Source organism: Thioclava sp. F28-4, from assembly GCF_002020045.1.
Lineage (GTDB): Bacteria > Pseudomonadota > Alphaproteobacteria > Rhodobacterales > Rhodobacteraceae > Thioclava > Thioclava sediminum.
Genome location: NZ_MPZQ01000005.1, coordinates 241142 through 261190, shown reverse-complemented (window position 1 = coordinate 261190; position 20049 = coordinate 241142). Strand labels below are relative to the sequence as shown.

The window sequence follows — 20049 nt, the reverse complement described above, 5'->3', positions numbered from 1 at the left end:
GGGCAAGGAGGGCGCGCGATGCTGGCCTTCATTCGACTGGCGATCTTCGGGCTGATCGTGCTGACGATTCTGTTCTGGCTGGTGCGTCTCTATGCCCGGTCGGTCCGGCGCGAGGCGCTGGAAGAGGATTGGAACGAGGCCGCCGCCGAAGCCCGGGCCGAGACCACGCGCGATACCTTCGTCGAGGCCGGGATGCGGGACTATGAGAAAAGCCTGCTGCGTAAGCTGATCTGGCTGGTCTATGTCCTGCCGATCGTCGTGGTGGGGCTCATTATCTATCTGATGAATTACAGGTGAGAATCCGATGCGTTACGTGAAATGGGGCTTCTGGCTGGTCGTGATCGGCTTCGTGGCGGTGTTCCTGCATTACAACCTGCCGCGCCACGACATCGTGCGGATCGTCGGCACCGAGGTGCGCCGCGTCGATTTCGGCGAGAACTCGATCTTCTGGGCGGCGCCCGACGTCGGCACCGCGAGTGCGACCAGCCGCGACGTGCGCTTCATCAACACGGTGCGCCCGAACGGCAAGACGCTGGTCTTCCGCAACGAGGACACCGGCTGGGGCTGGCCGCCCTATTTCAAGCTCGACAGCTCGGACCTGCAGGCACAGGCGGAGTCGCTGATCTCGACCTCGGCCGATCCGATCTGGGTGTCGGTGACGCGCTACGGCTGGCGGTCGCGCTGGCTGACGATCTACCCCAATGCGGTCGGACTGAAGGTTGTGCCGGGGCCGGATACGCGGATAATTCCCTGGGGCAGCATCATCATCCTGACGCTGCTGGTGATTGTCTTGCTGACGATCCGGGCGATGTGGCGGCAGTTCCGCCAACGCTCGATCGATCCGCTATTCGAGGATGCGAGCGAGGCCTGGGACGATGCCGAAGAGGGCGCGAAGGGCTGGTTCGACCGCTTCATCGGGCGCAAGTGAGACGCGGGTGCAAGGCCGGCAGGCCGCGCCCAACTCAGACCGACGCTGAAACGCAAAAGCCCCGCCACTGGAAGGCGGGGCTTTCGATAATCAGGTGATCTGCGCTTAGGCGTTGGCGGCGCGGATCTGCTCGGCGGCGTCCTTGTTGAAGCTCACGCCCTTGGTCTCGAACAGCTGGTCCAGCTCGCCCGAGAGGGTCATCTCGGTGATGATGTCGCAGCCGCCGACGAACTCGCCTTTGACGTAGAGCTGCGGGATGGTCGGCCAGTCCGAATAGTCCTTGATGCCCTGACGGATGTCCTGATCCGCGAGCACGTTGACGTCCTTGTAGGTCACGCCCATGAAGTTGAGCACGCCGGCGACGCGGCTCGAAAACCCGCATTGCGGCATGTCCTTGGTGCCCTTCATGAAGAGAACGACATCATTCTCTGAGATTTGCTGGGCGATTTGGTCTTGCGCGTTCATCGCTAAATCCTTTCTCCGTCCCGCTTGGAGACGTGTGTGAAATCATTCGGGCGCTTTGGTGGTCAAAGCGAGCGCGTGCAGCACCCCGTTCGGCCCGTCCATCGCCCCTTTGAGCGCGGCATAGACCGCGCGCTGTTGCTGGACGCGGTTCTTGCCACGGAAGCTCTCGTCGATGACCTCCGCCGCCCAATGATTCCCGTCCCCGGCGAGATCGGTGATCGTGATCTTGGCATCGGGGAATTCGGCCCGGATCAGGGCTTCGATGTCATGGGCTTCCATTGCCATAAATAGGGCTCCTCGTCCTTTGCCGCAAACTTAAGTGGCGCGGCGGCTGGCTGCAAGGGGATGCGCGGGGGCGCGGACCTATGCGGTGGCCGCTGGCGGGTGCAATCGCGACAGGAAAAACATGAGCGTCGCGATGACCACGCTGCCGATGAACATCGCGGCGGCTCCGGCGGCCGTCACCGGCAGGGAATGGCCCGGCGCGCCAACTTCTCCGGCGAGCAGGAAGCACATGTTGATGTCGATCCCCATCAGCGTGGTGCGAGGATGGGCGCGCAGCAGCGCACCGCCCGCGATGAAGGCGAAGGCGAGGATCAGAAGCTCGGTCTGATCGCCGTCCGACAGATGCGTGAGCCCGCGATAGGCGACCGCGGCGAGCACGCCAAGCGCGACACCAGGAACGAGAAAGCGCACGGCGGGGCGGGGATTCGGCATCGAGCCCAGCACCGAGGAGAAGACGATCACCGAAAGCGCGGCAGCCGTTGCGGCGGGATGGGTGAAATGGGCGTCGATCAGCGTGGCCCCGCCCGTGAGCACCGCCACCGCCGCCATGCGCAGCCAAAGCTGCTGGACGAAATGCGGGTTCGGGCGCGGCGGCATCGGTGCGCGACGCGCCGGCGTGAAGAGCCAGTTCACCGCCGTCACCGAGATGACGCCCAGAAGCGTGCAGGCGACCCGGTCGAGCGCGAGCGGAATTGCATCCGCCCCCATCCCCAGCGCGGGCATCACCACCACGCCGATCGTGATCGCCATCAGCGTGAAGCCATAGGCCCAGTGCGTCCCGATCCGATAGGCGATGCCGACGCCGACGGCCGCCGTGAGTGCCACGGTCAGTGCGATTCCCGGCACCAGCAGCCATGTCAGAGCGGCGATCCCGATACCGGCGCCGACCAAGGTGCCGGCGACCCGCAGCACCGCGCGCAGGGCCATGTCTTCGCGATGCGGCTGGATCACCACCCAGACGGGCATGGCCGCCCAATAGATATTGGTCAGGCCCAGTAACCGGGCGGCAGTCAGGGCAAGCGTCGCGGCGAGGAACAGCCGGGCGGCATAGGCGAGGGTGGAACTGGTCAAAGCGGGAACCTGAAATCGGTGGATCGCCGCGACATTAGCTTGTGCGCGGGCGGTCAGGAACCGCCCGGCGCGCATGTCCGCCCTGCGTCAGATCACAGAACTCAGGCGTCGATCGCTGCTTTGAACGCGCTGCGATAGAGGGCCGACAGCTCCTCCAGCGGGGCGCTGTCCGAACCGAAACCGACCGTGTCGCCACCGAAGCGGCCGACGGTGTAGAGGGGAACCTCGGCCTTGCGGGCGGCCACCATCAGCGCCTCGGCCTGATCGAAGGAGCAGGCCACGAGGTAGCGGCCCTGATCCTCGCCGAAGAGCGTCGCGATGTCGTTAGCCTCGAGCGTGACACCCAGACCGGCCTCTTCCGCCATCTCGAAAGCGGCAAGCGCGAGGCCCCCATCCGACAGATCGCTCGCGCCTTTGACCAGCGCGCGGTTCTCACGCAGGAATTCGCCATTGCGTTTCTCGACGTCGAGATCGACCTCGGGCGCGTCGCCCGACTCGAGCCCGAAGGCTTCAAATGCCAGCGCGGATTGATCGAGGTGCCCCTTGGTCTCGCCAATCACCATCGCCACGTCGCCCGCCGTCGGCAGGCCCGCGATCAGCTCGTCGAGCGAGCTCAGCAGACCGACCGCGCCGATGGTCGGCGTGGGCAGGATGCCGGTGCCGTCGGTTTCGTTGTAAAGCGAGACGTTGCCCGACACGATCGGCATGTCGAGCGCGCGCACGGCGGCGTCGATGCCTTTGATGGCGCCCACGAACTGGCCCATGATCTCGGGCTTCTCGGGATTGCCGAAGTTCAGGTTGTCGGTGGAGGCCAGCGGCTTGGCGCCCACGGCGGTCAGGTTGCGATAGGCTTCGGCCACCGCTTGCTTGCCGCCCTCAAAGGGGTTCGCCTTGACGTAGCGCGGGGTCACATCGGCGGTGAAGGCCAGCGCCTTGTCGGTGCCGTGCACGCGCACGACGCCCGCGCCGAGACCCGGACGGCGCACCGTGTCGCCCATCACCTGCGTGTCGTATTGCTCGTAGACCCAGGACTTATGCGCGTAGTTCGGCGAGCCGATCAGCGCCTTGAGCGCATCGATCGCACCGATCTCGGGCAGTGCCTCGCCAGCGGTCGCGATGGGCGTTTCCACCCACGGACGATCGTATTCGGGGGCTTCCGAGGACAGTTTCGACAGCGGAACGTCGGCTTTCACCTCGTTGCCATGCATGATCAGGAAGCGGTCTTCCGCGATAGTCTCGCCGACGATGGCGAAGTCGAGATCCCATTTCACGAAGATCTCGCGTGCGATGTCTTCCTTCTCGGGGTTGAGGACCATGAGCATCCGCTCCTGGCTCTCCGACAGCATCATCTCATAGGCGGTCATCGCGGCTTCGCGCTGCGGCACCGCATTGAGGTTGAGCTTCACGCCCAGCCCGCCCTTGTCGCCCATCTCGACCGCCGAACAGGTGAGGCCCGCGGCCCCCATGTCCTGAATCGAGATCACCGCGCCGGTCTGCATCAGTTCGAGACAGGCTTCCATCAGGCATTTCTCGGTGAAGGGGTCGCCGACCTGAACGGTGGGGCGCTTCTCTTCGATCGTGTCGTCGAACTCGGCCGAGGCCATGGTCGCGCCGCCGACGCCGTCGCGGCCCGTCTTGGCACCCAGATAGACGACCGGCATGCCGATGCCGGAGGCGGCGGAGTAGAAGATCTTGTCGGCATCCGCGAGGCCCGCCGCGAAAGCGTTCACGAGGCAGTTGCCGTTATATGAGGGGTGGAAGCGCACTTCGCCGCCCACATTCGGCACGCCGAAGCAGTTGCCGTAGCTGCCCACGCCCTCGACCACACCTTTCACGACATGGGAGGTCTTGGGATGGTCGGGCATGCCGAAGCTCAGGCTGTCCATCGCGGCCACCGGGCGTGCGCCCATGGTGAACACGTCGCGCAGGATGCCGCCCACGCCGGTCGCGGCGCCCTGGTGCGGTTCGATATAGGAGGGGTGGTTGTGGCTCTCCATCTTGAAGACCACGGCCTGCCCGTCGCCGATATCGACGACGCCCGCGTTCTCGCCCGGACCGCAGATGACCTGATCGCCCTCGGTGTGCAGCGTGCGCAGCCATTTCTTCGACGACTTGTAGGAGCAGTGCTCGTTCCACATCGCCGAGAAGATCCCGAGCTCGGTGAATGTCGGCTCGCGTCCGATGATCTCGAGGATCCGGTCGTACTCGTCGGGTTTCAGGCCATGGGCTGCGATGAGATCAGGCGTGATCTGCGGCTCGTTCATGAGGATCCTCCGGCATCGGCTTTGCCGCCCCTATTAGGCGAATATGTGCAGGGGGAAAAGAGAGGCCGGACGTTGCGGAAAGAAAAAACGCGAGGCCCGAAGGCCCCGCGTCGTAAAAGCGCGTATCAGGTGTCGCCCGGATTACGAGCGCATGTCCACCTGCGTCTCGAGATTGGTCAGCAGTTCCGACACGGTCCAGCCGAGTTTGACCTGACCATTGGCCGCTGCGCCTTTCGGCACGTTGATCTTGAACAGCGACACGGTGGTGTCGAGCTTCGGCGAGGTGCGGATATAGACGGTGTCGTAGCCGTCATTCGCCTCGACCTTCTCGATCATGCCGATGATGTTGCCATCGACGCTCATCGCCTTGTCTTCGGCATTGGCGGCGGTCTTCATGCCCGTGATGCCGGCTTCGTCGGTCAGCTGGCGCTCCGCGGGGATCATTTCCTCCCCCATCGAGGTGCTGTCGAACATCGCGGTGCCGGTCTTCACGTCGGTGATGCCGTACTGGTCGGTCGACTCGAAGGTGTTCGAGGAGGTCACCGCGGGCGGCGTGCCCGTCGAGGTTTCCTGACCCGGCACCGCGCCAACGCGATAGTCGGCGATGCCGTAATACTGGCCGTCACCATTGTTCGTGGAGGGCACTTTCGACAGGTCGAGGGCCGAAGCCGAGCCTGCGATGGTCATCGCGCCAAGAAGAGCGGTCGAAGCGGCAAAGATGTTTTTCGCGGTAGTCATAACAGTATCCTTTCAACTGGTTACTCAAGTGCTGCGCCGTTGCTGGCGTCGGGAAAGGAACGGGCTGAACTGCCGAAAGTTCACTGAAATTTTTGTGAACGAGATCGTGGAATTTTAAATGAACCTAAGGGGATAGTTGCGCGTAGAGCGGGGTTTGTTCGGTCGCGAGTGCGTGAAATTTCGTGAGGTCTGGGCTGTTGGGAGAGGCTCTCGCGCCCTGCGTGAAAGCCGCATCTGGGCGTTGGACAAAAAAAAGGCCGAGCAAAGCTCGGCCAAAGTCCAACAGGGAGGTAGAAGGTGCTGCGCCTTTCGGCACGGCCAACCCTTCTGAGCCTCATTTATGGGCAGTTTGTTAACGCATCAAGGGAAAACATGCTGCGGACGCATCATGGCCGGTATGCGTTGCGGTAAAGTCGCGGTGCAACCCTAGGTTGAATCGCCCGCCTGGAAGCGCCGATAGTTGGTGATCTCTTCCTGAATGAAGTCGCGGAAGGCAGTCACACGGCGCGAAGAGCGCAGCTCTTCGGGGTAGGCGAGGAAGATCGGAATCTCGACCGATTCCAGATCGGGCAGCACCCGCTGCAGATCGTTGAAGTCGGCGGTCAGGTAGTCGGGCAGGATGCCGATCCCGATATGGTTCAGCACCGCCTGCAGCACGCCGAAGTAGTTGTTCACCGTCAGCGTCGAGCTTTGATCGAAGGCCAGAACCTGCCGCGCGAGCTGCGCGCCCGCCTGCACCTGCGGGGTGCGCGGGGTCTGGCAGATCAGGCGATGCTTGCGCAGATCCTCGATCTTTTCGGGCGAACCCCATTTCGCGAGATACTCGGAGGTCGCGTAGAGCCGCATCCGGATGTTCAGCAGGCGCTTGCGGATCAGGTCGGCCTGCGCGGGCTCTTTCATGCGCACGGCGACATCGGCCTCGCGCATCGGCAGGTCGAGAACCCGCTCCTCCAGCATGAGGTCGATCTTCAGATCGGGATACTTCTCGTAGAGCTTCGTCAGGCGCGGCGCGAGCCACAGCGTGCCGAAGCCCGTCGTGGTGGTCACGCGCAGCTCGCCGAACACTTCTTCTTCGCTGTCACGAATGCGTGCGGAGGCGCTGTCGAGCTTTTTCGCCATCGACGAGGTGGCCTCGAACAGCAATTCGCCCTGCTCGGTGAGAATCAGTCCGCGGGCGTGACGGTGAAAAAGAGTCGTTCCGAGGGCCTCTTCGAGCGCCCGGATCTGTCTGCTCACGGCAGATTGAGACAGATGCAGTGCGTCGCCGGCATGAGTCAAAGACCCTGCATCGGCCACTGCGTGGAAGATTCTGAGCTTGTCCCAATCCATCAAGGTCACTTTCGCTTTATCATCTGCTGTTCCGCGCAAGTTTCTTTACATTAATGTCGAGGATTTACGAAACCGCTAAGTAACAATTTTCCGCTTTCTAGGTCAGATATTATGACCTACCATGTCTCCATGCCCAGTTAGCAAGGGGAGGTGCTTAATGGGAAGGCAAGAAATATCCCTAGCGGATCGGTTCGACCTTACGAAATCTCCGGTTTTGCTGAACGGGACGCAGGCTTTGGTGCGTCTCGTTCTCGCTCAGGCCGCGCGCGACAAGGCGGCGGGACTGCATACGGCCGGCTATGTGACAGGCTATCGCGGTTCGCCGCTCGGCGCTGTCGATTTGCAGATGGCGCGCGCCAAGACCGTGCTGGAAGAGAGCGATGTCCGCTTCGAGCCGGGCCTGAACGAAGACCTCGCGGCCACCGCGCTGTGGGGTTCGCAGCAGGCGGAATTGCGCGGCGAAGGCAAGTATGACGGCGTTTTCGGCCTCTGGTACGGGAAAGGACCGGGCGTCGATCGCTCTGGCGATGTGATGCGCCACGCCAATATGGCGGGCACGTCGAAACATGGCGGCGTCCTGATGGCGATGGGCGACGATCACACCGGCGAATCCTCGACCGTGCTGCATCAGTCCGACTGGGCGATGGTCGATGCCTATATGCCGGTCCTGTCGCCCGCAGGCGTTCAGGAAATCCTCGATTTCGGGCTTTACGGCTATGCGCTGAGCCGCTTCGCCGGGGTCTGGGTGGGTCTGAAAACGATGAAGGATACGGTCGAGGCGACGGCAGTCGTCGACGGCGACCCCTTCCGTCAACAATTCGTGATACCCGACTTCAAGATGCCCGAAGGCGGGCTGAACATCCGTCTCGGCGATACGCCGGTGGCTCAAGAAGCGCGTATGATCGACTTCAAACGTTACGCGGCCGAGGCATTCGCCCGCGCGAACCGCATCGACAATCGCGTCTGGGGCAAGCCCGGGGCGAAGATCGGTCTGGTGGCGGCGGGCAAGAACTGGCTCGACCTGACCCATGCGCTCTCGCTTCTGGGGATCGACGAGGCGGAGGCCGAACGGCTCGGCATCACGACCTACAAGATCGGCCAGACCTTCCCGCTCGACATGACCTCGTTCCATGAATGGGCCGAGGGGCTGGAGCTGATCATCGTCGTCGAGGAAAAGCGCAAGCTGATCGAGGTGCAGGTCAAAGAGGCGATCTTCGACGACCGTCGTGGCCGCCGCGTCTATGGCTGGCACAAGGGCGACACCTGGGAAAATGGCCGTCAGGTGGAGCTGTTCCCGACGCGCTACGCGCTCGACCCGGTGATGATCGCGCGCAAGCTCGGCGACATCTTCATCGAAGAGGGCCGCGGCACGGATGCGATCAAGGCGGGTATCGAGAAGATCGAAGCCGCCCAACGCGCCGACAACGCGCCCGAGATCGCGACCCGCACGCCGTGGTATTGCTCGGGCTGCCCGCATAACAGCTCGACCAAGGTGCCCGAGGGCGAGCGCGCCTATGCCGGGATCGGCTGCCACTACATGGTGCAGTGGATGGGCCGGAACACCGAAGGCTTCACCCATATGGGCGGCGAGGGTGTGAACTGGGTCGGCGAGGCCCCGTTCTCCACGCGCGAGCATATGTTCCAGAACCTCGGTGACGGCACCTACAACCACTCCGGCGCACAGGCAATCCGGGCGGCTTTGGCAGCCGGTACCAACATCACTTACAAGATCCTGTTCAACGATGCGGTCGCGATGACCGGCGGGCAGGAGAACGAGGGCGGGCTGACCGCGCAGCAGATCGCGTCTGAGATCGTGGCGATGGGCGTGAAGCCGGTCGTGGTGGTCTATGACGAGAAGGAAGAGCTGGACCTGTCCACCTTCCCCGCAGGCGTCGAGAAGGTCGAACGGGCCGAATTGATGGCCGTGCAGAAGCGTCTGGCGAAGACGAAAGGCGTCTCGGCGCTGATCTATGTCCAGACCTGCGCCGCCGAGAAGCGCCGCCGCCGCAAGCGCGGCAAGTTTCCCGACCCGGACAAGCGCGTCTTCATCAACACGGATGTCTGCGAAGGCTGTGGCGATTGCGGGGTGCAGTCGAACTGCGTTTCCATCGTGCCGGAGGAGACCGAGCTGGGCACCAAACGCGCGATCGACCAGTCGTCCTGCAACAAGGACTTCCGTTGCCTCGACGGGTTCTGCCCGAGCTTTGTGACGCTGCACGGGGCGAAGGTGAAGAAGGCCGAGGCGCAGGCGCTCGACCTGCCGGACCTGCCCGAGCCCACGCTGCCCGCGATCGACGGCACCCATAACGTGGTGATCACCGGCGTCGGCGGCACGGGCGTCGTGACCATCGGCGCGGTGCTCGCCATGGCCGCTCATATCGACGGCAAGGGCGCGGGCATGATGGAGATGGCCGGTCTCGCTCAGAAGGGCGGGGCGGTGCATATCCACCTGCGCATCGCGAACAAGCCCGAGGATATCTCGGCGATTCGCGTCGCCGTGGGCGAGGCCGATTGCGTGATCGGGGGCGATCTGGTGGTCTCCGCCGGTGCCAAGACGCTGGGGCTGATGACGACGGGCCGCACCGGCGCCGTCATCAACAGCCACGAGATCGTCACCGGCGAGTTCACCCGCAACCGCGACTTCCGCCTGCCGGGCGAACAGCTTCGGCTGAGCCTCGAGGCGCGGCTGAAGGACCGCGTGGCCTTTGCCGATACGTCGGAACTGGCGCGGCAGATGCTGGGCGACTCGATCTACTCGAACATGGTCGTTCTGGGGGCTGCGTGGCAGCAAGGCTTCGTGCCGCTGACCCTCGAGGCGATCTTCGAGGCGATCGAGCTTAACGGTGCCAAACCCGCCGAGAACAAGCGCGCCTTCGATCTGGGGCGCTGGGCTATGGCCTATCCGGCGGAAGCCGCGAAGGCGATGGCGGCGGAGGTCGTGAAGGCCCCGGTCGATCCGGTCGAGTTCCGGGCTTCGCACCTCGTCGATTACCAGAATGCGCGTCTCGCGAAGCGTTTCCGCAAACTGGTGGACGAGGTGCCGTCGGAGCTGCGTGAAGCGGTCGCGAAGGGCTATCACAAGCTCTTGGCCTATAAGGACGAATACGAGGTCGCGCGGCTGCATCTGTCCACGGCAGAGAAGGCGCGGGCCGAGTTCGAGGGTGATTTCGAGATGCACTTCCATCTCGCCCCGCCGATCCTGTCCAAGGAAGGCTCGGACGGTCGCCCGAAGAAGCGCGAATTCGGCCCCGGCATGGAGCGCAACTTCCGTCTTCTGGCGAAGCTCAAGGGGCTGCGCGGCACGCCGTTCGATCCCTTCGGTTATGCCGCCGAGCGCAAGATGGAGCGGGCGCTGATCAAGCAATACGAGGCCGACATGGCCGAAGTGCTGCCCAAGGTCACGCCGGAAACGATGGAGATCGCGCGCGAACTGGCCGAGCTGCCGCTGACCATCCGGGGCTTCGGCCCGGTCAAGGCACAGGCCGAGCAAATGGCGGCGAAGCGGCGCGAGGAATTGCTCGCCGCTTTCCGCGCAGGCGGTACTCCGCAGAAAATGGCCGCCGAGTGAGGGCTGTCATCTGAGTGTCGTACCTTCGTGACATGGCGCTGGCAGAGTGAAGCCAGCCCATGTTGCGGAGGTTCGAGATGACCGCCACCCCGATGGCCCCCCGGACGCCTGTCCGCCACGCTACGCAGGAAATTTCCTACGCATGGTCCGCGCGCTCGAAAGGCGCGCGGGTTCTGATCCGCGCGATGGAGAACGCGACCGGGCGGATCGGTCTGATCAAACGTGCCCGCGGCTACGAGCACGACATCGCGCAAGGAGCGGATTTCTGGCAGGTGATGGCCGAGCGCTACGGGCTGCAGATCGACGTGACCCGCGGCGCGCTGGCCAATATCCCGCAGACCGGGCCGCTGGTGCTGATCGCCAACCACCCTTACGGCATTCTCGACGGGCTGATCATGGGGCTGCTGCTGTCGCGCATTCGCGGCGACTTTCGCATCCTCGCGCATAACGTCTTCAAGCGTGCCGAAGAGATCGACCGCATCATCCTGCCGGTGGATTTCTCCGAAACCAAAGACGCCATGAAGGCCAATCTGCGCACCCGTTCGGACGCCCTGCGCTACCTCGGCGATGGCGGCGCGATCGGGGTGTTTCCAGGCGGCACGGTCTCGACCGCCGCCAAGCCCTTCGGTGCGCCGATGGATCCGGGCTGGCGCAATTTCACCGCCAAGATGATCGCGAAATCCGACGCGACCGTGGTGCCGGTCTTCTTCGAGGGCCATAACAGCCGCCTGTTCCAGCTGGCGAGCCATCTGCATTACAGCCTGCGCATGGGGCTGATGATCCGCGAGTTCAAACGCCACGCCAATCGGCCGGTGCGACTCTGCGTCGGTGAGCCGATCCCGCAGGCCGATCTCGCAGTGCTGCGTGAGAGCCCGAAACAGATGATGGATTTCCTGCGCCGTGCGACGTATGACTTGTCGCCGACTCCCTTGAAGTCTTACGGCTATGGCTTCGAGTTCGAGGCGAAATATAGAAACTGACCGGCGCCTGTTGCGGCCCGGACGGGCGAGGGGCGCGAGCATGGCAGTAGGCGTTTTCGATTCAGGTCTGGGCGGGCTGACGGTCTATGATGCCTGCGCCAAGCGGCTGCCGGACATGGCCTTTTGCTATTATGGCGATAACGCCCATGCGCCTTACGGGGTGCGCGATGCCGATGACATCTTCAAACTGACCTGCGCGGGCGTCGAGCGTCTGTGGGACGAGGGCTGCGATCTGGTGATCCTCGCCTGTAACACGGCCTCTGCCGCTGCGCTGAAGCGGATGCAGGAGACGTGGATCCCCGAAGGCAAACGCGTACTGGGCGTCTTCGTGCCGATGATCGAGGCGCTGACCGAACGCAAATGGGGCGACAACTCCCCGCCGCGCGAAGTGGCGGTGAAACATGTGGCGCTGTTTGCAACGCCCGCGACGGTGGCGAGCCGCGCGTTCCAGCGCGAACTGGCCTTCCGCGCGATTGGCGTCGATGTCGAGGCGCAGCCCTGCGGCGGCGTGGTCGATGCGATCGAGACCGGCGACGAAATTCTCGCCGAAGCGCTGGTGAAATCCCATGTCGAGGCGCTCAAGCGTCGGATGCCGAAGCCCGAGGCCGCGATCCTCGGCTGCACCCATTACCCGCTGATGCAGAAGACCTTCCAGGAAGCGCTGGGCCCGAGCGTGGACGTCTACAGCCAGGCCAATCTGGTGGCCGAGAGCCTCGCGGATTACCTTGAGCGTCGCCCCGAATTCAGAGGTGCGGGCACGGAATCGAAATTCCTGACAACCGGCGATCCAGCCTCGGTGTCGAGCCACGCGACGCAATTCCTGCGCTACGCGATCCGGTTCGAAGCGGCCTGAGCCGCCACGCCTCAGGGGTCAGCCGAAACGGTTTTCGCCGTATGTGCCCCTGAGCAGCATGAAGACGAAGAGCATGATGCCCCAAACCAGCATCACAATGGCCCAGAGCATCGTCAGCATCCCCATCGACGCGAAAATGGCGTCCGGGTCTCGGATGCCCGAGGAGATGGCGAGGAAGGCGATCACGAAGCCGCCCAAGAAGCTCATCAGGATATAAAGCCCGAACCACCAGCCAGAGCGGTTGGTGTCATGTAGCCGGCGCACCGTTACCGAGACCGAGGGCAGGAAGGTCGCGATGGAGATCACCGCGCTGATTGCGGCCCCGTCCTGACCCATCGATGCCTCCGCAAAGCCGCCCGCGAACCCCGCCAGCGTCACGAACAGCACGAACCACCAATATTCCGACCGGCTCGCCCGACCTTTGAAGGTCACGTATTTCCGGAAGCAGACCTTGATCGCCTCGAAGAAGCCGCGCGAAGGCGCCCCGGCATACATCCCGTCCGAGCCAATCCCGCGCTTCGCGCGCTCGCGTTCGATCGAGGCATCGGCATAGGCGCGGGGATCGGCGGAGGAGAGCTTGCCCTCCTGCTGATGGCGCTGCGCAATGCGGGCCGCGTAATTCGTCGCGCCGCTATGCGGGTCGGCGCCCGTGGCCGCAGTTTCCGGGGCTCGCCGGAAGAAGTGATCGCCCGCAGGCTCCCATCCTTCCATTCCGTCTTGCCAAACCATCGTTTCGGGCTTGATACGACCTGCCCGCACCATATCCGTCATATGTTCTGCGGGGAACGGACCGACGGGATCTTTCCCATCGGCGTAATACCACTGCTCTGCCACGGCCTGCCTCGTTCACTGTCGGACGTCACTCCGGTTCACACGGAGTTTATTTGAGTGTGAGCTTAGGGTAAGGGAGAGCCGAGCGACAAGCGCGGAGGTTGATATGACGAAGAAAATCGCGATTCTGGGCGCGTCGGGCTACACCGGTGCCGAACTCGTCCGGCTGATCGCCACCCATCCGAATATGGACATCGTGGCCCTCTCGGGCGAGCGAAAGGCCGGTATGGCGATGGGCGACGTGTTCCCGCATCTGCGCCATCTGGGCCTGCCCGATCTGGTGAAGATCGAAGAGATCGACTTCTCGAATGTCGATCTGGCCTTCTGCGCGCTGCCGCATGCGACCTCGCAGGCGGTCATCAAGGAGCTGCCGCACGATCTGAAGATCGTGGACCTCTCGGCCGATTTCCGGCTGCGCGATCCGGCGGATTACGAGAAGTGGTATGGCAAGCCCCATGCCGCGGTCGAGTTGCAGAAAGAGGCGGTCTACGGCCTGACCGAGTTCTACCGCGACGCGATTCGCGAGGCGCGGCTGGTTGCGGGCACGGGCTGTAATGCCGCTGCGGGCCAATTCGCGATCCGTCCGCTGATCGAAGCCGGCGTGATCGACCTCGACGACATCATCCTCGATCTGAAGAACGGGGTTTCCGGCGCGGGCCGCTCGCTGAAGGAAAACCTGCTGCACGCAGAGCTGTCGGGCGGTGTCGCGCCCTATTCGCAAGGCGGCAAGCACCGTCACCTTGGCGAATTCGATCAGGAATTCAGCGCCTTGGCGGGTCGCCCAGTAATGGTGCAATTCACCCCGCATCTGGCGCCCTTCAACCGCGGCATCCTCGCCTCGGCCTATGTGAAGGGCGAGCCCGAGGCCGTCTACAAGGCACTGGCGGACCGCTATGCAGACGAAATCTTCATGGAGATGCTACCTTTCGGCGCAGTTCCGTCCACCAGGTCTGTAACTGGCTCCAATTATGCCCATATTGGTGTATCAGGAGACAGGATCCCCGGGCGCGCGCTCGTGGTCGTGGCCATCGACAACCTCTGCAAGGGCTCGTCGGGACAAGCGATCCAGAACGCGAACCTCATGCTCGGGCTGGAGGAAAGCGAAGGGCTGATGCTCGCCCCCGTCTTCCCTTGATCCGCGTCAATGGCACGGCCGGCGCGGTAAGGTAGACGAAGCGGCATCTCAGGAGGCGAAGAGATGAAGAGTCTGAAGAAGAAACGTCGTATCCAGGTGCTCAGCGTGGCCGCGCTGGCCTTGGTGATCGCGACCGGCACGATCGGGTACTCGATGCGGAGCGGCATCAACTTCTTCCGTGCGCCTTCGCAGCTTGCCACCGAACCGCCGCAGCCCGGCGAGGTGTTCCGCCTTGGCGGGCTGGTCGAGAAAGGCTCGCTCAAGCGCGGTCAGGGCGAGGTTATCGAATTCAAGGTCACCGATGGCGGCGCAACCGTCCCGGTGAAATTCGCGGGCGTCCTGCCGGACCTCTTCAAAGAGGGCCAGGGCATGATCGGCACGGGCAAGATGGAAGGCGACACGTTCGTGGCCTCCGAAATTCTCGCCAAGCACGACGAGAATTACATGCCCAAGGAAGTCGTTGACGCGCTGAAGGAACAGGGCGTCTACGAGGGCCCGTCGTCGTAATCGCGACCCCGGCGAACGCTCTCTTTTAGCCCTCTTAATCGCACGGCCCGAGCCTGCCTGACGTTGTCATCAACGGAGGCAGGCCATGAAATCGGTCACCCAGATCGCGGCGGAGATCGTCGCGCGCGAAGGCGGTTATGTCGATGATCCGGACGATCCGGGCGGTGCGACCAAGCACGGCGTCACGCTCGGAACCCTGCGCCGGTTGGGGCGCGATCTGACAGGAGATGGCCGGGTGGACGAGATGGATATCCGCGCGCTCGACCCGGGCCAAGCCGCCGAGATTTTCATCGAGCATTACTATAAGAGCCCGCGCATCGACCGGTTGCCGCCCTCGGTGCAGGCCTCGGTCTTCGACATGTATGTGAATGCGGGCGGCAATGCGGTCGTCATCCTGCAGCGCCTGCTGGGCGACATGGGCCAGCGCGTCGTCGTGGACGGGATCATCGGCCCGCAGACCATCGCCGCCGCAGAACTCGCCGATGCGGCCGCGCCCGGATATTTCGCCGATGCCTACGGGATCGCGCGGCGCAACTATTACTACCGGATCGCCGATGCGCGGCCCGCAAGCCGCAAATACGCGACGACGCGGGCGGGCGGGAAGGGCGGCTGGATCCGCCGCGCCGAGGAGTTCATCTCGCCGCGCTTTCACCTCACCGAGGGCGAGCATCGCAAGCGGGTGGCGAAATGGGCATGATCGAGAAACTGCTCGGCGGTGCGGGCGCGGTGAAGGCGGCAGGCGAGGCCGCCAGCTCGGTGGCGGAGGTCTTCGTGCCCAATGCCACGAAGAAACTTGAGGCCGCGCAGGCGGCCTATCTCGCAGCGCTGCAGGAACACGGGGCGGAGTTCGAATACATTCGCCCTGGTCGCTTCGATCGCATCGTCAACGGCCTCAACCGCCTGCCGCGCCCGGTGCTCGCCTTCGGGATCGTGGGGCTTTTCGTCTATGCGATGCTCGACCCGGTCGGCTTCGCGCAGCGGATGGTGGGCCTGGGCTACGTGCCCGAGCCGCTTTGGTGGCTACTCGGCGCGGTGGTCAGCTTCTATTTCGGCGCACGCGAGGCGCATTACTTCCGGATGAAGACGGCTCTGCCGAAGCCGCCTGACGCTCTCGCTAGGCCTCCGGTCGAGGAAAACGCCGCGCTTTCCGCTTGGCGGTCGCTCAAGAAACAGGACGAGTAGGGGGCTCTGCCCCCGCTCCCTGTGGGAGCCCCCCGGGATATTTCGAAAGAGCGAAGAAACGCGCGGGGGCTGTCTTCGCTCTTGGTCAAATATCCCGGGGTGAATTCGCGAAAGCGAAGAGGGGCAGAGCCCCTGATGCGCCTCAGTCGCGGGTGCCTGCGAAGCGTTCCTGCCACTCTTCGCGCTCGTCATCCGTGATCTTGCGGAAGAGCACCTCGGGTGTGGTGAAGGCATGACCTGCGGGCAGCGCCTCGAGCGCCGTTTTCACATCGCCCGGCCAACCGCGATCCTCGTCGCCCATCGCCTCGAGCATGATCTTCGCCGCATCGGGAATGAAGGGCGCCGAGAGCACCGCGTAGATCGGGATCAGGTTGAGCGCGAGCCGTGCGATGGCCGCCGCCTGATCGGGATCGGTCTTGAACACCGACCACGGTGCCGACGCCTGCAGGTATTCGTTGCCCGCGACCCAGATTCCGCGCAGCTCCATCGCCGCCTTGCGGATATCCTTCTCTTCCATATGCGTCTCGTAGGCGCGGATGCGGGTGGTCAGATCCTCGATCAGGGCCGCTTCCTGCTCGCCCCAGCTTCCGCCTTCCGGGATCGCCTCGCCGAATTTTGAGCGGGTGAACTTGGTGATCCGGCTGACGAAGTTGCCCAGCACATCGGCAAGGTCCTTGTTCGCCGAGACCTGGAAATTCTCCCAGGTGAATTCGGCATCCGCGCTTTCGGGCGCATGGGACAGAAGCCACCAGCGCCAGTAATCGGCGGGCAGAAGCTCCAGCGCCTGATCCATGAAGACGCCGCGGCCGCGCGAGGTCGAGAACTGGCCACCATCGTAGTTCAGGTAGTTGAACGATTTGATGTAATCCACGAGCTTCCACGGCTCGCCCGAGCCGAGGATCGTCGCGGGGAAGCTGAGCGTGTGGAAGGGCACGTTATCCTTGCCCATGAACTGGGTGTAGGTGACGTCGTCGGCGCCCTTGTCGGTGCGCCACCAGCGCTCCCAATCGCCGCCCGTCTTCTCGGTCCACTCCTCGGTCGCGGCGATATACTCGATCGGCGCGTCGAACCAGACATAGAAGACCTTGCCTTCCATGCCCGACCACGGCGCACCCTCGAATTGCGCGGGCACGCCCCAGCTGAGGTCGCGGGTGATGCCGCGATCCTGCAGCCCGTCGCCGTCATGGAGCCATTTCTTCGCGATCGAGGTGGTCAGGACCGGCCAGTCGGACTTGCTATCGATCCACGCATCCAGTCGATCCTTCATCGCCGACTGGCGCAGGAACAGGTGCTTGGTCTCGCGCATCTCCAGATCGGTCGAGCCGGAAATCGTGGAATGCGGGTTGATCAGGTCCACCGGGTCGAGCTGCTTGGTGCAGTTGTCGCATTGATCGCCGCGCGCGCTCTCGAAGCCGCAATTGGGGCAGGTGCCCTCGATATAGCGGTCGGGCAGGAAGCGCCCGTCGGCCTTGGAATACATCTGCGTTTCCGAGACTTCGCGGATCAGCCCGGCCTCGGCCAGCTTCACCGCGAAATGCTGCGTCAGGCGATGGTTCTGCGGGCTCGACGAGCGCCCGAAGTGATCGAAGCTGAGCCGGAACCCTTCCGCGATCTTGGCCTGCACCTCATGCATCTCGGCGCAGTACTCGGCGACCGGCTTGCCCGCTTTCGCGGCGGCCAGTTCGGCGGGGGTGCCGTGCTCGTCGGTGGCGCAGATGAACATCACCTCGTTGCCCCGCGCGCGCTGGTAGCGGGCGAAGAGATCAGCCGGCAGCTGCGAGCCCACGAGATTGCCGAGGTGCTTGATGCCGTTGATATAGGGAATGGCCGAGGTAATGAGATGGCGCGCCATGTAGGACCCTCTTGCTGTGGAGCGTTTGAGCGCGGGTTTACTAGGGAATCATGGGAAGGGCTAGGGGGGAGCGCCGAGACGCACCGCTTGCGGCTTTGCGATCAGTCGAGCGTGTAGACCTTGCCGATCGCACCGTCGGTTTCACGCCATGTCTCGAAGCCCGCTTGGCCGTAATAGGCAAGCGCAGCAGCGTTCTCTGCGCCGATATAGGCTTCGATCTTCACAAGGCCTGCGCCGCGTGCCGCGCTCAGGCTCCACGCCCACAATCTGCGCCCGACACCGCGCCGCGCGGCCGAGGGGCGTACATGAGTGCCGATGATGCCCCAGCCTTCCGGTGTGCCGTAGGGATTGCCCGCGCGCGCATGTTTGAGCGACTGGAGGCCGAGGGCACGGCCTTCGTCATCCTCGCAGATCGCGCAGCGGATGAGGTCGGGATGCGCCAGATAATGCGAGCGCACGAATTCCGCGTCGCTGGCTTTGCTGCGCTGGTCCGAGGTGACCAGTTCATCGAGCACGTCGGCCAAGGCAGCGGCATCTGCGGGCGTGGCGTTTCGGGTTCTCACGGGCGGCTCCTATCAATTGACTGAAATCGCGCGTGACTGTGGAAGCGGGGCCTGTCGGGGGCAAATCACGAAACGAGGCGCCATGCGCCACGCCTCCAAGACTTGCTTTTGCGCGGGTGGCGTCGATAGTCGGGGCGAGAGACTGAGCGAGCGTAGGGGGCAAGCGGTGCTGATACATGCCGGAGACGATCGGAGCGTTTCGATCGACCTCGCGCTGGCGGTCTGGCTGGCGCTGGTCGCGGGTGCGGTGAATGCGGCCGGGTTCCGGGCGCTTGGCTATTTCTCGGCCAACATGACCGGGAATGTCTCGACCGCGACCGACCTGCTCGCGCTGGGGCGGTTCGGCACGGCGATCTGGTTCCTGCTGCTGCTTCTGGCCTTTGTCTTTGGGGCCTTCGCCTCTGGGGTGCTGATCGATATCGGGCAACGCCGGCGGCTGCACGGAATATTCGCGCTGTCGATCCTGCTGGAAGCCGCGCTGCTGATCGTGCTGACGATCCTCGACATGGTCTGGACTGCGGCGATGAGCGAGCATCTGATGATGATCGGGCTCAGCTTCCTGATGGGGCTGCAGAACGCGGCGAGCACGAAAATCTCGGACGGGCGGGTGCGCACGAGCCATGTGTCCGGCATCGCGACCGATCTGGGGCTTGAGCTTGCGGCGCTTTTGCCGGGCGCGCGCGATGCGGAGACCAGGCAGGTGCTGCGCTCGCGGCTCCTGCTGCATGTCGCGACGCTGTGTTCCTTCTTCGCGGGCGGTGTCGCAGGCGTGCTGGGATATGAGCGGATCGGCCCGATGGTCTTCGCGCTGGCGGCGGCGCTGCTGATCGTCATCGCCGTGCCGGAACTGCGCAAGGTCTATCGCGGGGGGCGGTGAAAGCGTGATAGCGCATTGTCAGAAGTCGTTTAACACTCAGCTTTTACAGCGGTACCAGATGCGACGAGGAGTACCATGTTTCCTGCGCCACTGAGTTCCGTGTAGGACAGAGAGACACCGATTACGGCGTTCGCACCGAGGGCGTGTGCTTCGCGGCGCAATTCATCAAGTGCTACCTTTCTAGTATCTCGCATAGTCTTCTGAACCGCTTCGGATCGACCGCCGGTAATGTCCCTGACCGAAGCAAAGAGATCGCGAAAGATGTTCATCCCGAATGCGCATTCAGCTGTGACAATATCCAATCGCTCAAGGATCGGGAATGGAGCCACGGCCTCTGTCGTAAGGACCACATCCAACACTGCTTGTTCGACTTTGTGCCGCGCCTTCTTCTTTTCTTCGTGCTCCGCGCTCGTCTCTCCGGTGGAACGTTCGCGGATATGAGCAAGCTGGCACTCTTGGCATCGTCCGTCGACGCTTCCAAAGAACGAGACCGATTTGCCGCAGTCGATACAGGTTCGAGCCATTTGAGTTCCTGAAAATTGGTTTGTCGAATTATTTTGAGGTCTTCTATACAACGAAAAAGGGCGCCCCGCGAGGCGCCCTTTCTAGTCTCGATATGCA

Annotated in this window: 20 protein-coding genes; 10 read left to right on the top strand and 10 right to left on the bottom strand. The window is 63.6% G+C overall.

Going from position 1 to position 20049, the window contains the following annotated elements; genetic code table 11:
• The first annotated feature begins 18 nt into the window (after window positions 1–18).
• Together BMI87_RS13105 and BMI87_RS13100 are read left to right on the top strand one after the other, a co-directional pair.
• On the top strand, window positions 19–297 hold the full coding sequence (locus BMI87_RS13105) for a hypothetical protein (RefSeq protein ID WP_146681599.1): 279 nt from the start codon (window positions 19–21) through the stop codon (window positions 295–297).
• Window positions 298–304: 7 nt separating this feature from the next.
• Window positions 305–928, top strand: coding sequence for a DUF1523 family protein (locus tag BMI87_RS13100; RefSeq protein ID WP_078522054.1), 624 nt, complete (start codon window positions 305–307; stop codon window positions 926–928).
• A 105-nt stretch (window positions 929–1033) separates the two neighbouring features.
• Here BMI87_RS13100 and grxD read toward each other — a convergent pair whose 3' ends face one another.
• The 6 genes from grxD to BMI87_RS13070 all read right to left on the bottom strand — a co-directional run bounded on the left by grxD (window position 1034) and on the right by BMI87_RS13070 (window position 7080).
• Window positions 1034–1393, bottom strand: a complete 360-nt coding sequence (grxD, locus tag BMI87_RS13095; protein WP_078522053.1) for a Grx4 family monothiol glutaredoxin — start codon at window positions 1391–1393, stop codon at window positions 1034–1036.
• A gap of 42 nt (window positions 1394–1435) precedes the next feature.
• Complete coding sequence (locus BMI87_RS13090) at window positions 1436–1678, bottom strand: BolA/IbaG family iron-sulfur metabolism protein (RefSeq protein ID WP_075775791.1); 243 nt, start codon at window positions 1676–1678, stop codon at window positions 1436–1438.
• A gap of 78 nt (window positions 1679–1756) precedes the next feature.
• On the bottom strand, window positions 1757–2749 hold the full coding sequence (locus tag BMI87_RS13085) for an FUSC family protein (protein WP_168175214.1): 993 nt from the start codon (window positions 2747–2749) through the stop codon (window positions 1757–1759).
• Between the two features lie 101 nt (window positions 2750–2850).
• Complete coding sequence (gene purL / locus BMI87_RS13080) at window positions 2851–5013, bottom strand: phosphoribosylformylglycinamidine synthase subunit PurL (RefSeq protein WP_078522051.1); 2163 nt, start codon at window positions 5011–5013, stop codon at window positions 2851–2853.
• 141 nt (window positions 5014–5154) lie between these two features.
• The gene (locus BMI87_RS13075) at window positions 5155–5751 is read right to left on the bottom strand and encodes a hypothetical protein (protein WP_078522050.1); all 597 of its coding nucleotides are present in this window, start codon (window positions 5749–5751) and stop codon (window positions 5155–5157) included.
• Between the two features lie 426 nt (window positions 5752–6177).
• Complete coding sequence (locus tag BMI87_RS13070; RefSeq protein ID WP_078522049.1) at window positions 6178–7080, bottom strand: LysR family transcriptional regulator; 903 nt, start codon at window positions 7078–7080, stop codon at window positions 6178–6180.
• Between the two features lie 157 nt (window positions 7081–7237).
• On the opposite strand from BMI87_RS13070, the gene BMI87_RS13065 reads away from it, so the two are divergent.
• The 3 genes from BMI87_RS13065 (at window position 7238) to BMI87_RS13055 (ending at window position 12481) form a co-directional block, all read left to right on the top strand.
• Window positions 7238–10648, top strand: coding sequence for an indolepyruvate ferredoxin oxidoreductase family protein (locus tag BMI87_RS13065; RefSeq protein WP_078522048.1), 3411 nt, complete (start codon window positions 7238–7240; stop codon window positions 10646–10648).
• Window positions 10649–10725: 77 nt separating this feature from the next.
• Window positions 10726–11628, top strand: a complete 903-nt coding sequence (locus BMI87_RS13060) for a lysophospholipid acyltransferase family protein (RefSeq protein WP_146681598.1) — start codon at window positions 10726–10728, stop codon at window positions 11626–11628.
• 40 nt (window positions 11629–11668) lie between these two features.
• Window positions 11669–12481 carry a glutamate racemase gene (locus tag BMI87_RS13055; RefSeq protein ID WP_078522047.1) on the top strand — a complete coding sequence of 271 codons (813 nt, stop codon included), beginning with the start codon at window positions 11669–11671 and terminating at the stop codon, window positions 12479–12481.
• Window positions 12482–12499: 18 nt separating this feature from the next.
• Here BMI87_RS13055 and BMI87_RS13050 read toward each other — a convergent pair whose 3' ends face one another.
• Complete coding sequence (locus BMI87_RS13050) at window positions 12500–13315, bottom strand: DUF805 domain-containing protein (RefSeq protein WP_078522046.1); 816 nt, start codon at window positions 13313–13315, stop codon at window positions 12500–12502.
• A 103-nt stretch (window positions 13316–13418) separates the two neighbouring features.
• Here BMI87_RS13050 and argC point away from each other — a divergent pair, with 103 nt between their 5' ends.
• From argC to BMI87_RS13030, 4 genes are all read left to right on the top strand, one after another.
• Window positions 13419–14447 (top strand): N-acetyl-gamma-glutamyl-phosphate reductase, encoded by a 1029-nt coding sequence (gene argC / locus BMI87_RS13045; RefSeq protein ID WP_078522045.1) that lies wholly within the window; start codon window positions 13419–13421, stop codon window positions 14445–14447.
• A 63-nt stretch (window positions 14448–14510) separates the two neighbouring features.
• Window positions 14511–14954: a cytochrome c maturation protein CcmE gene (gene ccmE / locus BMI87_RS13040; protein WP_078522044.1), complete on the top strand. Its 444-nt coding sequence runs from the start codon at window positions 14511–14513 to the stop codon at window positions 14952–14954.
• Window positions 14955–15039: 85 nt separating this feature from the next.
• Window positions 15040–15651, top strand: a complete 612-nt coding sequence (locus BMI87_RS13035; RefSeq protein WP_078522043.1) for a holin-associated N-acetylmuramidase — start codon at window positions 15040–15042, stop codon at window positions 15649–15651.
• Window positions 15642–16136, top strand: a complete 495-nt coding sequence (locus BMI87_RS13030) for a holin family protein (protein WP_078522042.1) — start codon at window positions 15642–15644, stop codon at window positions 16134–16136. Before BMI87_RS13035 ends, BMI87_RS13030 begins: the two co-directional genes overlap by 10 nt.
• 142 nt (window positions 16137–16278) lie before the next feature.
• On the opposite strand, the gene metG is transcribed toward BMI87_RS13030, so the two are convergent.
• Both metG and BMI87_RS13020 read right to left on the bottom strand, forming a co-directional pair.
• Window positions 16279–17988, bottom strand: coding sequence for a methionine--tRNA ligase (metG, locus tag BMI87_RS13025; protein ID WP_078522041.1), 1710 nt, complete (start codon window positions 17986–17988; stop codon window positions 16279–16281).
• A 101-nt stretch (window positions 17989–18089) separates the two neighbouring features.
• Window positions 18090–18551: a GNAT family N-acetyltransferase gene (locus tag BMI87_RS13020; protein WP_078522040.1), complete on the bottom strand. Its 462-nt coding sequence runs from the start codon at window positions 18549–18551 to the stop codon at window positions 18090–18092.
• A 166-nt stretch (window positions 18552–18717) separates the two neighbouring features.
• On the opposite strand from BMI87_RS13020, the gene BMI87_RS13015 reads away from it, so the two are divergent.
• Window positions 18718–19428, top strand: coding sequence for a YoaK family protein (locus BMI87_RS13015; RefSeq protein WP_168175213.1), 711 nt, complete (start codon window positions 18718–18720; stop codon window positions 19426–19428).
• A gap of 29 nt (window positions 19429–19457) precedes the next feature.
• Here the strand turns inward: BMI87_RS13015 and BMI87_RS13010 are convergent, their stop codons facing one another.
• A complete protein-coding gene (locus BMI87_RS13010; protein ID WP_078522038.1) occupies window positions 19458–19952 on the bottom strand; it encodes a YbjQ family protein in 495 nt (164 codons plus the stop codon).
• Between the last annotated feature and the right edge of the window lie 97 nt (window positions 19953–20049).

Excerpts from the sequence above, each read along its gene's own strand:
- BMI87_RS13035 (WP_078522043.1), top strand. The coding sequence starts at position 15,040 with ATGAAATCGGTCACCCAGATCGCGGCGGAGATCGTCGCGCGCGAAGGC.
- BMI87_RS13075 (WP_078522050.1), bottom strand. The coding sequence starts at position 5,751 with ATGACTACCGCGAAAAACATCTTTGCCGCTTCGACCGCTCTTCTTGGC.
- BMI87_RS13090 (WP_075775791.1), bottom strand. The coding sequence starts at position 1,678 with ATGGCAATGGAAGCCCATGACATCGAAGCCCTGATCCGGGCCGAATTC.
- BMI87_RS13105 (WP_146681599.1), top strand. The coding sequence starts at position 19 with ATGCTGGCCTTCATTCGACTGGCGATCTTCGGGCTGATCGTGCTGACG.
- grxD (WP_078522053.1), bottom strand. The coding sequence starts at position 1,393 with ATGAACGCGCAAGACCAAATCGCCCAGCAAATCTCAGAGAATGATGTC.
- ccmE (WP_078522044.1), top strand. The coding sequence starts at position 14,511 with ATGAAGAGTCTGAAGAAGAAACGTCGTATCCAGGTGCTCAGCGTGGCC.
- BMI87_RS13010 (WP_078522038.1), bottom strand. The coding sequence starts at position 19,952 with ATGGCTCGAACCTGTATCGACTGCGGCAAATCGGTCTCGTTCTTTGGA.
- BMI87_RS13030 (WP_078522042.1), top strand. The coding sequence starts at position 15,642 with ATGGGCATGATCGAGAAACTGCTCGGCGGTGCGGGCGCGGTGAAGGCG.
- metG (WP_078522041.1), bottom strand. The coding sequence starts at position 17,988 with ATGGCGCGCCATCTCATTACCTCGGCCATTCCCTATATCAACGGCATC.
- BMI87_RS13070 (WP_078522049.1), bottom strand. The coding sequence starts at position 7,080 with ATGGATTGGGACAAGCTCAGAATCTTCCACGCAGTGGCCGATGCAGGG.
- BMI87_RS13100 (WP_078522054.1), top strand. The coding sequence starts at position 305 with ATGCGTTACGTGAAATGGGGCTTCTGGCTGGTCGTGATCGGCTTCGTG.
- BMI87_RS13065 (WP_078522048.1), top strand. The coding sequence starts at position 7,238 with ATGGGAAGGCAAGAAATATCCCTAGCGGATCGGTTCGACCTTACGAAA.
- BMI87_RS13055 (WP_078522047.1), top strand. The coding sequence starts at position 11,669 with ATGGCAGTAGGCGTTTTCGATTCAGGTCTGGGCGGGCTGACGGTCTAT.
- purL (WP_078522051.1), bottom strand. The coding sequence starts at position 5,013 with ATGAACGAGCCGCAGATCACGCCTGATCTCATCGCAGCCCATGGCCTG.
- BMI87_RS13060 (WP_146681598.1), top strand. The coding sequence starts at position 10,726 with ATGACCGCCACCCCGATGGCCCCCCGGACGCCTGTCCGCCACGCTACG.
- argC (WP_078522045.1), top strand. The coding sequence starts at position 13,419 with ATGACGAAGAAAATCGCGATTCTGGGCGCGTCGGGCTACACCGGTGCC.